The organism is Pleomorphomonas sp. T1.2MG-36 (assembly GCF_950100655.1).
GTDB lineage: Bacteria > Pseudomonadota > Alphaproteobacteria > Rhizobiales > Pleomorphomonadaceae > Pleomorphomonas.
This window is the reverse complement of sequence record NZ_CATNLY010000002.1, coordinates 25,904-38,299: the sequence shown is the minus strand read 5'-3', so window position 1 is coordinate 38,299 and position 12,396 is coordinate 25,904. Positions and strand designations below refer to the sequence as shown.

Annotated in this window: 11 protein-coding genes; 8 read left to right on the top strand and 3 right to left on the bottom strand. The window is 66.1% G+C overall.

Annotated elements, in window-relative coordinates; all coding sequences use genetic code 11:
- The first annotated feature begins 235 nt into the window (after positions 1-235).
- From poxB to QQZ18_RS05770, 6 genes are all read left to right on the top strand, one after another.
- Positions 236-1,957, top strand: coding sequence for a ubiquinone-dependent pyruvate dehydrogenase (poxB, locus tag QQZ18_RS05795; RefSeq protein ID WP_284538995.1), 1,722 nt, complete (start codon positions 236-238; stop codon positions 1,955-1,957).
- A gap of 99 nt (positions 1,958-2,056) precedes the next feature.
- Positions 2,057-2,515: a DUF6389 family protein gene (locus QQZ18_RS05790; RefSeq protein WP_284538993.1), complete on the top strand. Its 459-nt coding sequence runs from the start codon at positions 2,057-2,059 to the stop codon at positions 2,513-2,515.
- A 52-nt stretch (positions 2,516-2,567) separates the two neighbouring features.
- A complete protein-coding gene (locus QQZ18_RS05785) occupies positions 2,568-3,143 on the top strand; it encodes a class I SAM-dependent methyltransferase (protein WP_284538991.1) in 576 nt (191 codons plus the stop codon).
- Between the two features lie 796 nt (positions 3,144-3,939).
- Positions 3,940-4,122: a hypothetical protein gene (locus tag QQZ18_RS05780; RefSeq protein WP_284538989.1), complete on the top strand. Its 183-nt coding sequence runs from the start codon at positions 3,940-3,942 to the stop codon at positions 4,120-4,122.
- A 36-nt stretch (positions 4,123-4,158) separates the two neighbouring features.
- Positions 4,159-5,652 carry a DUF1963 domain-containing protein gene (locus QQZ18_RS05775; protein ID WP_284538987.1) on the top strand — a complete coding sequence of 498 codons (1,494 nt, stop codon included), beginning with the start codon at positions 4,159-4,161 and terminating at the stop codon, positions 5,650-5,652.
- A gap of 24 nt (positions 5,653-5,676) precedes the next feature.
- Positions 5,677-6,162 carry a hypothetical protein gene (locus QQZ18_RS05770; protein ID WP_284538984.1) on the top strand — a complete coding sequence of 162 codons (486 nt, stop codon included), beginning with the start codon at positions 5,677-5,679 and terminating at the stop codon, positions 6,160-6,162.
- Positions 6,163-6,200: 38 nt separating this feature from the next.
- Here the strand turns inward: QQZ18_RS05770 and QQZ18_RS05765 are convergent, their stop codons facing one another.
- The 3 genes from QQZ18_RS05765 to QQZ18_RS05755 form a co-directional block, all read right to left on the bottom strand.
- Positions 6,201-6,950: an SDR family oxidoreductase gene (locus tag QQZ18_RS05765; RefSeq protein WP_284538982.1), complete on the bottom strand. Its 750-nt coding sequence runs from the start codon at positions 6,948-6,950 to the stop codon at positions 6,201-6,203.
- A 163-nt stretch (positions 6,951-7,113) separates the two neighbouring features.
- The gene (locus tag QQZ18_RS05760; RefSeq protein WP_284538980.1) at positions 7,114-8,160 is read right to left on the bottom strand and encodes a S66 family peptidase; all 1,047 of its coding nucleotides are present in this window, start codon (positions 8,158-8,160) and stop codon (positions 7,114-7,116) included.
- An 80-nt stretch (positions 8,161-8,240) separates the two neighbouring features.
- Positions 8,241-9,227, bottom strand: a complete 987-nt coding sequence (locus QQZ18_RS05755) for an AraC family transcriptional regulator (protein ID WP_284538978.1) — start codon at positions 9,225-9,227, stop codon at positions 8,241-8,243.
- Between the two features lie 526 nt (positions 9,228-9,753).
- Between QQZ18_RS05755 and QQZ18_RS05750 the strand changes: the two genes are divergently transcribed.
- Positions 9,754-10,575: an HD-GYP domain-containing protein gene (locus QQZ18_RS05750; protein ID WP_284538976.1), complete on the top strand. Its 822-nt coding sequence runs from the start codon at positions 9,754-9,756 to the stop codon at positions 10,573-10,575.
- Between the two features lie 73 nt (positions 10,576-10,648).
- Positions 10,649-12,331 carry a methyl-accepting chemotaxis protein gene (locus QQZ18_RS05745; RefSeq protein WP_284538975.1) on the top strand — a complete coding sequence of 561 codons (1,683 nt, stop codon included), beginning with the start codon at positions 10,649-10,651 and terminating at the stop codon, positions 12,329-12,331.
- Positions 12,332-12,396: the final 65 nt, after the last annotated feature.

The window sequence follows — 12,396 nt, the reverse complement described above, 5'->3', positions numbered from 1 at the left end:
TTTGTTATTCTCGCGGCGGTCCGCGTCCGTTGGGGAACGATTGCCCCGGCGGGCGCGTTTTCCCGTTGCCCATCGTCATACCTGCCGTCCAGCCCGCGCATCGCCTACCGATTGAATCTCTCCCCTCGGCGTCCCACGTTCTTTGCTTGACGTGTTCAGCATTTCGCGGCGCGCGCCGGACCGGCGTTCCATCGGCCCCCGCCGCCCCATTCCATTGCACAGGAGATCGTCTCTCATGGCCGAATCCATTGCCCACTACATCGCCCGCTTTCTTGGCGAGGCCGGGGTCAAGCGCATCTGGGGGGTGACGGGCGACAGCCTCAATGGGCTCAGCGACAGCCTGCACCGGCTGGGCGAGATCCGCTGGATGGGGACGCGGCATGAGGAGGCGGCGGCGTTCGCGGCGGGGGCCGAGGCGCACATTACCGGCGAGCTGGCGGTGTGCGCCGGCTCGTGCGGGCCGGGCAACCTGCACCTCATCAACGGCCTGTTCGACTGCCAGCGCAGCCATGTGCCGGTGCTGGCGATCGCCGCCCACATTCCCTCGTCGGAGATCGGCTCGGGCTATTTCCAGGAGACACACCCGCAGGAGCTGTTCCGCGAGTGCTCGGTCTATTGCGAGCTGGTGACCAACCCCGACCAGATGCCGCGCGTGCTGGAAATCGCCGTGCGCACCGCCATCGCCAAGCGCGGCGTCGCCGTGGTCGTGCTGCCGGGCGACGTGGCGCTGAAGCCGATGCCCGAGGGCGTCGACATCCGCTGGCGGGCGCCGGATCTCGGCCGCCTGGTGCCGTCGGCGGCGCAGGTGGATGCGCTGGCCGAGATGCTCAACGCCGGCTCGAAGGTGACGCTCTTGTGCGGCGCCGGCTGCGCCGAGGCGCATGACGAGGTGGTGGCGCTGGCCGCCCGGCTGAAGGCGCCCATCGTGCACGCCCTGCGCGGCAAGGAGTTCGTCGAATACGACAACCCCTATGATGTCGGCATGACCGGGCTGATCGGCTTTTCCTCCGGCTACCACGCCATGGGCGCGGCCGACACGCTGCTGATCCTCGGCTCGTCCTTCCCCTACCGCGCCTTCTACCCCACCGGCGCGAAGATCGCCCAGGTGGATAGCCGGCCGGAGAGCCTGGGCGCCCACACGCAGATCGATCTCGGCATCGTCGGCGACGTCAAGGCGACGGTGCGGGCGCTGCTCGACAAGCTGCCGGAGACGCGTGACGACGCCTTCCTCAAGACGGCGCTGGAGCATTACGCCAAGGCGCGCAAGGGGCTGGACGACCTCGCCACGCCGGACAGCGCGAAGGGCCAGATCCACCCGCAGTATCTCGCCCGCCTTATCAGCGAGAAGGCGGCGGACGACGCCATCTTCACCTGCGACGTCGGCACGCCCACCGTCTGGGCGGCGCGCTACGTGACGATGAACGGCAAGCGGCGGCTGGTCGGCTCGTTCAACCACGGCTCGATGGCCAACGCCCTGTCGCAGGCCATCGGCGCCCAGGGCATCGACCGGAACCGGCAGGTGGTGGCCCTCTGCGGTGATGGCGGCTTCGCCATGCTGATGGGCGACATCCTCTCCGTTCGCCAGCTGGATCTGCCGCTGAAGATCGTCATCTTCCACAACCGCTCGCTCGGCTTCGTCGCCATGGAGATGAAGGCTGGCGGCTACATCTCCGACGACACCGACCTCAACAGCCCCGACTTCGTCAAGGTGGCCGAAGCGATCGGTATCAAGGGCATCCGCGTCGACGATGCCAAGGCGCTGCCGGCGGCCCTCGACGAGGCCTTCGCCACGCCCGGCCCGGTGCTGGTGGACGTGATGACCGCCAAGCAGGAGCTGGCCATGCCGCCGCAGATCACCCTCGAACAGGCCAAGGGCTTCTCGCTCTACATGATGCGGGCGATCCTGAGCGGCCGGGGCGACGAGCTGATCGAGCTGGCCAAGACCAACTGGCGGTGAGGGGGCTGGTCTTTTCGCGGCCTCATTGCTGGCTTCATGGTTGACCATGGTTCGCCTTCGGCTCAATGGCGAGCCGGCGCATGACGCGGGAGGGCGACGATGAGAGGCGCGGGGATGACGGTGGACGACTACGCGGCGGCGCTGAAGGACATCCTGTCGGCGCACGCCCAGCCAGCGCTCGACCGTCTCGCGGCCATCCGGCAAGCCCTGCCGCCGAAGGCCCGGCGGGTCACGGTCGGGGTGCATCCGGCGCAGGATGGAGACGGCTTCTTCGATGTGGTGGTCCACCTGGAGGGGCCGGACCTCTACGTGCTGAACAAGGCGATAGCGCCGCATCGCGTCCTGTTCGAGGTGAAGGTCGTCGACGGCAAGATGCAGCCGGATGTGCCGATGTTCGACCCCGATGAGGTCGACTTTTCCGTCAACGACGCCATCGTCGACAGCTGCATGGCCTGGCTTGAAGGGCTGTGGCGGCAGCTCGGCGGCGTCGGTCTTCCGGCTGTCGTATTTGGCGAGGAAGGGTATGGCAGCGTGGCGAGCAAGCCGCTGCTGCCGTGAGGCGGGGGCTTCGGGCTGTCCGCCGCCATTCGAATGACGAGGAGCGGGCCGGGTGACGATCGACTTTTATGACGGCAATGCCGCCGACTACGCGGCCGACGGCGGCACGAACCCGCGCCTTCCGGGCTTCCTGGCCCAGTGCAGGCCGGGCGGCCGCATCCTGGAGCTGGGCACCGGCGGCGGCTTCGACGCGCGGGCCATTCTCGACGCCGGCTTCGCGCTGGATGCCACCGACGGATCGGCCGAGCTGGCGGCGATCGCCTCGTCGCGCCTCGGCCAGACGGTGAAGGTGATGCTGTTCAACGAGCTCGACGCGGTCGGCCTCTATGACGGCGTCTACGCCTGCGCCGCGCTGACCCACGCCCCGAGGGCCGACCTCGGCGCGGTGATCGGCCGCATTCACCGTGCCATGGTGCCCGGCGGCATCGTCTGGGCAAGCTTCAAGACGGGAACCGCCGAAGGCCAGGACGGCCTCGGCCGCACCTACAACTATCTCTCGGCCGCCGAACTCGACCAGCTCTGGCGCGCCAACGGCACCTGGGCCAAGCTGACCCTCGAAAGCTGGCTCGGCAGCGCCTACGACCGGAGGCCGACGGAGTGGGCGGCGGTTACGGCGGTTGCGGGGTGATGGGGCGCCCTATAGATGCCGCTCGCTCCATTCTGCCTGAGGTCCTCGCCTTCGCAAGGATGACAATTTATATATAGGATACAAGCGGATAGGGGTTACATGCGCTTGCGAGCGGTGTGTTCCGCGCGAGTGGCGGTGATGACACATTGGGGAGTGGCGAGCGGCTTATCCCAATGCCCCCTAATATAGATGTGTCATCCTTGCGAAGGCGAGGACCTCGGGCAGAATGAAACAATCGGCCGATATCGCGCTCCAAAAGCCGAGCCAGCCTGATGTGGCCTATCGTTCCACCGTCCTGAGGTCTCATCACAGCAGATGAGTACATGCCATGGAGGACCTGCAGGAGGGCCGCTTTGACCGTGTGAATGCCTGGATCGAGGGATATTGAGGCTGGCTTCCGAGGGGGCGATGGGTTCGTTTCGTGTTTTGGCGCCGGTCGCCGCCATGTTGCTTCTCGGGCTGACGGCGGTGGACGCTTACGCCTGTGGCTGACGCAGAAGGATCATGCGGCGCTGGCCGTCGTCAGTCATCCCGCCTGGCAGTCTTCGAGCGCGCCGGAAGAGCGCCGGTGGTGACCGCGCGCATCGGTTGACAAGCGCCATCTTCCGGTTGCCGATCTCCTGGCCGAGCGCCATAGTCTCGTGGCTGGCGCTCTTGCGGGGAAGGGCGCTTTGGGGCGGGGCGTATCGTGTTTGCCAAAGGTTTTTCGGGGTGCGTGGTTGTGACCGCGCTGCTTTTTTCGGCCGTAGAGCCGGCATCGGCCTATTGTTCGAGGCCGACGGCGCCGTCGTGTCCCATGATGGGGAAATTCGACAGCGAGTGGGAGTTCAACTCGTGCAAGTCGGAGATGGAATCCTACCAGAACGACGTGGATAGCTATGTGCGCTGCCTGTCGCGCGAAAGCTCATCCGTCATCGACGAGTACAACGAGGCGGTCGAGCGCTTCAATTGCTACGCGCGCGGCTCGTCCTTCTGTTGAGGCGTGTCGCGGGGGCCGTATGTCGGGAGGCATTGCATGATCGGGAAGATGGTTGTGCTTTGCATCGCCGCGATGATGAGCCTGTCCGCCCCGGCGATCCGTCCGGCTTTCGCCACCGGCGATCCGCAGACTACGAGTTCTGGTTCAACTATTTCTGGCTTTTTCAGCAGGAAGCTCAACATGTTCACGCATCCCAGCGATGCCGCTCACGCGGGCAAGGAGACGTCTGTCATCCTCAAGCGGCAGGTGCCCATACGCTTCGGCGAAGCGTCGCGCTCCTGGCTTGGCGGCCTGCCGATGATGCCGGAAAGCGCCCCATGGCCGCGCGCTGCCAACGGCGCGCCGCTGCATTTCATCGCCCAGATCGACTGCGCCGACCTTCCCGCCAACCTCTGGAACGGGCTCGGCCCGCGCAAGGGCTGGCTGCTGCTGTTCGTCGACATCTTGCAGCAAGAGGACCTTTCGGCGGATGGTGCCGTCCAGGTTCTCCATGTCGATCAGCTCGGTGTGGAGCGGCAGCCGCCGGAGGACATGTCCACGGTTCGTCACGCCATGTCGGACCTCATAGGATATGAAGCCGAGTTCCGGCCCGGCGTACCCAAGATGTGGCGCAAATGGCCCGTCGATCTGGTGGCGCAGGATTACACGCCATCGGACGAGGAGGAGGGCGGGCCGCCGCCGGTCTCGGGAGAGGAGCTCTACGGGGCGCCGGCCGACGACCGGGGCATGGCCCCCTACGAACCCGACGGAAAGCGCCCTCTTACGTGGCGCGGGGCGCTCTATTTCGTGGAAGGCATTGTTCGGGACTACAAGCGCGAAAACTTCGTGCAGCGCAGTCAAGCCGATGATTGGATGAGACGCGTCATCCCGAGGCACGAACCTGATGAGCCGCTGGGCGATAGAGATCGGCAGTGGTTTGATATCACCTTTCATGCCGATGCCCTCGACGAGAACCAGCGCTACACGGCCGCTGACCAGCGTTTGACGTGGGGTGATGCCAGACACTTCGTCGAGGGCACGCTCCGCGACCTCGATCGGCAGGGCTCCGCGAAGTGGGGCTTTGCGGAGGAGCTTCTGACGCAGATCCTCGCAAAGGATCTCGACGCGCCACTGACGGATGCCGATTGGCAGGCGATCGAGACAACCTGCCGCGCCAAACTTGCGGAGGCAGACGCGCGCCGTATCTACATCGACCAACATTTGAAAATGGCGGTTCGCGAGGATCTGATCGACGCCTACGTGCGGGCCAGCGGTACCGGCCCTTCCGTTCCAGACGCGCTGCTTGCGGATGTGGAAGCACGGCTCAGGTCCATCTACGAAAGCCGCCCGCACCGCATGGGCGGCCATCCCCGCCGTGTTCAGCCCGACAGCGGCCCGGTGCCGGATGGGTCGCTGTTGTTCCAGATGGGGTCCGATGACGCCATGGGCTGGTCGTGGGGCGACGCGGGCGCGCTTTACGTGACCATGTCGCTTCAGGACCTGCAGCAGGGGCGCTTTGACCGTGTGAATGCCTGGATCGAGGGATACTGAGGCTGGCTTCCGAGGGAGGTTTCGATGGGTTCGTTTCGTGTTGTGGCGCCTGTTGCCGTGTTGCTTCTCGGGCTGACGGCGGTGGACGCTTACGCCTGCAGTTGCGGAGAACTGCCGCAAGACCTGTTCTCCAGCGCTGATCTTGTGGTCAAGGGCTACATGAAGACGATCACCTACGGCATCGAGTTTCCGGCCGGGAGCTCGGACGAAAGGCAAATCCGACTTGCGCGGGGCGAAGTGGAGATTGAGAAGGTTCTGAAGGGGAGCTACAGCGAACGAATTCTGCCAGTCTACACCGGAAGCGGTCTTGGAGACTGTGGGCGCCTGGGCGAGTTCATCAACGCCGCAGTCTATTATCGCAACGAGAAGTTCGGAGAATTCGAGCTTGGCTTGCAGAAGGTCGAGTACAAAGGGCAGACCTACTACGTGTCGACCATCTGCGATTACGCCAAGGGGCCGAAGTTCGAGGAGGAGGCCGAGCCAACCGAGCCGCCGCCTCCCGTCCGATAAGGGAGCGCTGACCATAGCCGGCGCCCCATCGTCTCCGCTTACTTCACCGCCGCGTTCCCTCCATCGGCGTAGAGCGCCGAGCCGGTGACGAAGCTTGCGTGCGGGCCGGCGAGGAAGAGGGCGGCGTTGGCGATTTCTTCGGGGGCGGCGATGCGCTTCATGGCGTGGAGGCCGGCGGCCCAGTCCTTCTGGGCCTGATCGCCGGCCATGCCGGTGTCGGTGCCGCCGGGCAGGAGGGCGTTGGCGCGGATGCCGCGCGCGCCGTAGTCGGCGGCGATGGCCTTGACGAGGCCCATCAGGCCGGCCTTGGCGGCGGCGTAGGCGCCCATGCCGGGCAGGCCGACGCTGGTGCCGACGAAGCTCGACGTGAAGACGATGGAGCCGCCGCCGCGCGTGAGCATGGCGGGGATCTGCGCGCGGCTGGCCAGGAAGGCCGAGGTGAGGTTGGTGGTCAGCGTATCGCGCCATTCGTCGGGCGTGAGATCGGCCAGCGGCTTGAAGGCGCCGACGGTGCCGGCGTTGTTGAAGGCGATGTCGAGGCCGCCGAAGGCGCTGACGGCCTCTTCCACCAGCGCCTCCTGGCAGGCGGGCTCGCCGACGTCACCGACGACGAGGCTGACCTTGCCGCCCCGGGACTTGATATCGTCGGCCACCGTCTCCAGCGCCGCCGGGCCGCGCGCATTGAGCACGACGGCGGCGCCCTCGGCGGCGAACAGCAGCGCCGCCGCCCGCCCGATGCCCGACGATGCGCCGGTGATGATCGCCACCTTGTTGTCCAGGATACCCATCTGTCTCTCCTTTGCTTCCGCGCAACTCCGGACGCAAAACCGGCGTCCACTTTTGCTGGAGTTGCTCCTGTCGGGGAGACCGAGATAGGAAACGGCGGCTGTCGCCAGACACCCGATTTTCGCCACGCGGGGTGATGACAGCCGAAAACGGCGAGTGCGGGTTTCAGAGCACCCCGCTCTCCAGGATGGTCAGCCGGCCCGCTTCGCAGTCGATCTCGGCGGTGGCGCCGTAGGGCAGGGTGAGCATGGGCTGGGTGTGGCCGAAGTCGAGGCCGGCCAGCACGGGCAGGGCGGGGAGGCCGGCTTCGGCGAGGGAGTCGATGAAGGCGACCTCGATGGCGGCCTGATAGGTGGGGTCGCCCTTGGGGTCGGCGCGGGCGATCAGGATGCCGGAGAGCGCGCCGAGGATGCCTTGCGCCGACAGATTGCGCAGCCAGTAGCGGATGAACTGGGCCGGCGGCGCGTCTTCCGACGTCTCGTAGAACAGGATGGCGCCGCGCCAGACTTCGAGCGGCGGCCACCACGGGGTGGCCTTGACCATCTCGATCACCTCGGCGCAGCCGCCCAACAGGTGGCCGCGCGCGGTGCCCTCGCCCTGGAGGATGCGCGGGGCGTCGGCCGGTTGCAACGGGCGCGTCTGCTCCTGCAGCTCGGGCCGGCTCCAGTCGACGCGGGCCGCCGTCCAGCCTTCGTCGTTGAGGGGGATGAGGCCGATCGGCTCGGCGTCGAACAGCGTCTTGCGCAAGGAGTCGACGACGTAGCGGTGCATGCCGCCGTTCTCGGCGAAGCCGGCCATGACGCTGGGGCCGTAGAACGAGCGGAGGCCGGCGGCGGCGCAGGCGAAATGCAGGGCGGTGGTGTCGGAAAAGCCGAGGAACACCTTGGGATTGGCGGCGATCACGCCGAGGTCGAGGTGCGGCACGAGACGGATGCAATCGTCGCCGCCGATCGAGGCGATGATGCCGGCGATGCCGGGATCGGCGAAGGCGGCCATGAGGTCGGCCGCGCGCGCCTCGGGGTGCTTGGCGAGGTGATCGGCCGAGGCGAGGGCGTGCGGCATCTCGACGACGCGGAGGCCGAAGGTCTCCTCGAGCTGGCGCTTGCCGGCCGCGTAGCGATGGGGAAAGCTGCCCGGCCCGCCCCAGGAGGGCGAGACGACGGCAACCGTGTCGCCCGGCCGAAGGCGCGGCGGCTTGATCCAGGACACCATCGGCTTCCCCCCTCTCTCCACTCGGAGGGCAGGATAGGGCGACTCGGACGGGCCTGGGAAGCGGCGGCGACCGTTCGCCGTCAGGTTTTCCCGCCGTCGCGCACGACGTCCAGCGTGTCCTTCGGGTACTTGCCGATGACCGCATGATATTCGTGGTTGAAGCGGGCGAGGTTGCTGAAGCCCCATTTGGCCGCCGCGTCCCGGACGGAGGTCACCCTGCCGGAGATCAGGTCGCGCCGGGCCCCTTCCAGCCGGCCGGCCTTCAGGAGGTTGTGCGGCGACTGGTTGAGGTGGCGGCGGAAGCCGTCCTGCAAGGCGCGGACGCTGATGCCCAGCGCAGTAGCCAGATCGTGGATGGTCAGCGGTTCGGTCTGGGTGTTGATCATGTCGACGGCCTGCATGACGTTGCGCCGGGAGGCGCTGAAGCGCTCGCCCTTCACGGTGTCGATGCCGCTGATAACGAGCTCGGCAACCGCAACGATTGCGGCGTCCTGAACGAGGTGCAGGCTGGTTTCGGAGAAGTTGCAGTGCGGCCGGCCGTCGAAGTTCTCGCGGTACCGGTTCAGCAGCGCCTGTATCAGGTTGCCGAAGCCGCCGGTGATGGGAAACTCGCGGATGCCGGACCAGCGGGCGGGCAGATTTTCGGAATAGTGTTCAAGGGTTTGATCGAAAACCGAGCGCTTGATCTGGAGCGTGGTGATGGCCGTCGCCTCCGCCGTCGAGTAGCCGATGGCGTGATTGGCGGTGTAGGCGAAACCGATGTCGTGCGAGAGGTGGTAGTCGTCGCTGCGGGTGCGGATTTCGTAGCCGCCGCGCGAGCGGATCTTGATAACGATGTCATCGTTGTCAGATTCAAACGAGGACCTGACGCCGCTGGTGTAGGAGTCGCAGAGCAAGAAGGCTTGGTCGCCGTAGTTGGCTGTCCGGAACAGGAAGTCGTCGTCATCAAGCGTCCTGAGGTGAACGGGTGCGTCGTAGATGACCGACAGAAGATCCTTCACATCGCCTAAGGCGCGGAAGACGCTCTTGTAGCTGGTTCGGCCGGATCCAGTTGGTGTGCCCTTCATGCGCCTCTCGTCTCGACATGCTGCGGTTGCATATCTCGGCGACGTCGCGCGAAGACGCTGACGGCGACCGGATCGCGTGCTGACAGGGTTCGATCTCGGAACTGGATTTACTCGATAGCCACCGGCACGCGGCTTGTCACTGTCAAATGAGAGAGAACAATAAAGTTTGAACAGCCCATCGAAGGGCTGCGTCTCGCCCGCCGATGACGGCGGTCGGCACCGCGTCACGGGGCGCTCGATGCCGGGCCGGACGGGGGATGACCCCTGTCAGTACAAATTGCGCGAGCTTGCACAAATTACGCATTAGGCGGATGTCAGCAAACCGTCACTTATCGTCAATTTTGGTAAGAAAACCCTGACCGAACGGAGGTTGTTCTCCCGTTCCCGTCTGGTCTTCCTGCCCTCGTCTGTCGCTCTATTCGCGCCCTCACCTCGCGTGATGGGTGGAATCAACTTGGCAGATGTGAAGTTGAGTAAAGTTTTCTCGCGTTGTGTTGGTTGTGTCGTTTCTTACTGGGGCGGGAGCATGTTCAACGATATGTCGTCGGCGGAAAGGCTGAGCCACCATGTGTCCGGACAAGCTCGTCCGGATGTCGATGCTTCGAGCGCGGACCATGCCGAAACAAGTGCCGGCAAGCGGCTCGTTGCGCTGGAGATCGCCTCCACCCTGTCGGGCATGACCTTCCCTGAACGGCGCACGGCTCTGCTGATCCTGTCCGGCCTCGTCCGCAGCGAGTGCGACATCTGCACGCTCAAGGCGACCTTCAATGAGCTGATGGCCGCCAAGGCCATTCCGCTTCTCACCGCGCTTCGGCATCACTGCGCCTGCACGTTCCGCCACGCCCTGCACACGATGAAGGTCGTCACGATCATCGCCCGGCGGCTGGGGATCGAGCGCCAGGAACATGCCTCGATCTGCGCCGGGGCGTTGCTGCACGACATCGGCAAGCTGTCGATCCCGATCGGCCTGCTGCGGCTCGCCCGCAAGCTCAAGCCGGCCGAGATGGAGAAGATCCGGCAGCATCCCGAGATCGGCTACGAGGCCATCAGCGACCGGCGGGTGTTCGGCTGGAACGCCGTTCTCGACATCGTCCGCCATCACCACGAGCGTCTGGACGGCACCGGCTATCCCCTTGGGCTGATGGGCAACCAGATCTCGCTCAGAGCCCGTTGCGTCAGCGTCGCCGACATGTTCAGCGCGCTGACCGAGAACCGGCCCTATCGCGCCGCGCTAACCGCTGAGAACGCCTTCCGCATCCTCTCCGACACCGCCGAGGCGGGCAAGCTCGACCACCAGGTCGTCGGCGCCCTCGGCTCCGGCCTCGGTCTCGCGGTGGCCCCGTCCTGATCCCATCACCATGACCGACCTCGGAGGATCGTTCCGGGGTCCGTTGCACCATATGAAGCAAGGAGCACGTGTCGTGTCGTTCAAGAATCTGGCCCTTCAGTGGAAGGTCATCTGCCTGCTCGCGCTGTTGGCCGTCGTCTCATGCGGCGTCATCGGTTATGCGGCGATGCAAATCGACGCCGTCAATCAGGTGAATGGCAGGATCATCGACGGTCCGGCATCGGCGACCACGGCGCTGGCTCGCAGCAACCGCGACATCCGCCAAGCCGAGGCAGGACTCCTGGCTACGGCGATCGCCAGCACGCGGGAGGACGCCGTGGCGGCCGAAGCCATGGTCGACAAGGCGATGAAAAGCTACGAGCAACAGATCGCGCTCGCTGCTAAGGCCTACCCCGAGGGGGCCGAAAAGCTCGCCTTGCTGGCCGAGAAGGCCAAGCAGGTGATCAACGGCCCCTGCAAGGGCGCGTTGAGCATGGTGAAGGCCGCCGGTTCGCCCTTCCGCACCATGCGGGACGGCTGCATCGCGGCCATCGACAAGCAGGCGGACGAGGCGGTGGTCTTCAACGAGGGGATCGTCGCCGAGCGCGACCGGCTCGACCTTGCCGCCGACGACATCGCCTTCCGGGCCGAGGTCGTCTCGATCCTCATCATGGTGCTGAGCAGCCTTCTGGTGATCGGCGTTTCGGTCGTCCTGACGCGCCGCTTCATCGTCGGTCCGGTCAAGCAGTCGCTCTCGGTGATGGAAGCGCTGGGGCGCGGCGAGCTGCAGGTGGACGTTCCGCACACCGACCGCAAGGACGAGGTGGGCGCCATCGCCAGTTCGCTGCTCAAGCTGCGTGCCGATCTCCAGCAGGCGGAAACGGTTCGCGAGCAGCAGAGGGAGGCCGAGGAGGCCGCCAACCTCTCGGTGGTCCACCGCAACGAGGTGGGCGAGCGCTTCGTTGTCGAGATGCAGGACATGGCCAGCATCTTCGCCCAGACCTCCGACGAGGTCGCAGCCAGCGCCCGCGGGCTGTCGGCCACCGCCGAGGAAACCTCGCGCCAGGCGCAGGCCGTGGCCGCCGCCGCCGAGGAAGCGGCCACCAACGTGCAGACCGTGGCCGCCGCCTCCGAGGAGATGGCCGTTTCGGTGCGCGAGATCGCCGCGCAGGTGACCCATTCGGCCGAGATCGCCGACAGCGCCTTCCATGAGGCGCAGGCCTCCAACGAGCGCATCGCCACGTTGGCCGAGGCCGCCTCGGCCATCGGCGACGTCATCAACCTGATCCGTGGCATCGCCGACCAGACCAACCTCCTGGCGCTCAACGCCACCATCGAGGCGGCGCGGGCGGGCGAAGCCGGCAAGGGCTTTGCCGTCGTCGCGGCCGAAGTGAAGCAGCTGGCCGACCAGACCTCCAAGGCGACGCAGGAGATCGAGGTGAAGGTGTCGGAAATTCAGTCCGCCACCCATGGCACCGTCAGCTCCATGTCGGAGATCATCAAGACCATCAGCGGCATCAAGGACGTGTCGGCGGCCATCGCCAGCGCCGTGGAGCAGCAGGGCGCCACCACCGACGAGATCGCCCGCAACTGCCAGCAGGCGGCCACCGGCACCGCGCAGGTGACGCAGAACATTTCCGGCGTCGGACAGGCGGCGGAGATGACCGGCGCCGCCTCCACCCAGCTGATGACCATGTCGGGCGGGCTGTCGCAGAAGGCGGCCAACCTCAAGACGTCGGTGGAAACCTTCGTCAGGGACCTCGCCGCCATCGCCTGACGTTTCCCACGCCCGGGGCGCTTTGCCGCGCCCCGGGGCACGACACATCCATTCGCCGGAGGAGC

Bases quoted from the DNA above. Each gene is read 5' to 3' on its own strand.
- QQZ18_RS05780 (WP_284538989.1), top strand. From the start codon at position 3,940: ATGATGGGGAAATTCGACAGCGAGTGGGAGTTCAACTCGTGCAAGTCG.
- QQZ18_RS05755 (WP_284538978.1), bottom strand. From the start codon at position 9,227: ATGAAGGGCACACCAACTGGATCCGGCCGAACCAGCTACAAGAGCGTC.
- QQZ18_RS05760 (WP_284538980.1), bottom strand. From the start codon at position 8,160: ATGGTGTCCTGGATCAAGCCGCCGCGCCTTCGGCCGGGCGACACGGTT.
- QQZ18_RS05765 (WP_284538982.1), bottom strand. From the start codon at position 6,950: ATGGGTATCCTGGACAACAAGGTGGCGATCATCACCGGCGCATCGTCG.
- QQZ18_RS05775 (WP_284538987.1), top strand. From the start codon at position 4,159: ATGATCGGGAAGATGGTTGTGCTTTGCATCGCCGCGATGATGAGCCTG.
- poxB (WP_284538995.1), top strand. From the start codon at position 236: ATGGCCGAATCCATTGCCCACTACATCGCCCGCTTTCTTGGCGAGGCC.
- QQZ18_RS05790 (WP_284538993.1), top strand. From the start codon at position 2,057: ATGAGAGGCGCGGGGATGACGGTGGACGACTACGCGGCGGCGCTGAAG.
- QQZ18_RS05750 (WP_284538976.1), top strand. From the start codon at position 9,754: ATGTTCAACGATATGTCGTCGGCGGAAAGGCTGAGCCACCATGTGTCC.
- QQZ18_RS05770 (WP_284538984.1), top strand. From the start codon at position 5,677: ATGGGTTCGTTTCGTGTTGTGGCGCCTGTTGCCGTGTTGCTTCTCGGG.